This window comes from Aphanothece microscopica RSMan92 (assembly GCF_046613545.2).
Lineage (GTDB): Bacteria > Cyanobacteriota > Cyanobacteriia > PCC-6307 > Cyanobiaceae > NIES-981.
In genome coordinates, this window is record NZ_JBKKKY020000697.1 from 1 (window position 1) to 215 (window position 215).

Below are 215 nucleotides of genomic sequence, written 5' to 3' on the forward strand. Positions count from 1 at the left end.
GCCAATGCCACGGGCTTCCAAACCACCGCGTTGGGTGCCGGCGCCCTGGCCAACTTCACCGGCTCCACCGCCATCGGCACCGGTGCCACCACCACCCGGGCCAGCCAGATCGTGCTCGGTCGCTCTGGCGACACCGTCACCATCCCCAACCTGTCCGGCACCGGCAGCGGCCTGATCCTCGCCAACGACGACGGCACCCTCTCCCGCTCAGCCGC

General features: G+C 71.2%; 1 protein-coding gene. It reads left to right on the top strand.

Translation table 11 applies throughout. From position 1 onward, the window contains the following. On the top strand, positions 1-215 hold a 215-nt coding region (locus ACLD7X_RS19645; protein ID WP_411425362.1), incomplete at both ends, for a hypothetical protein.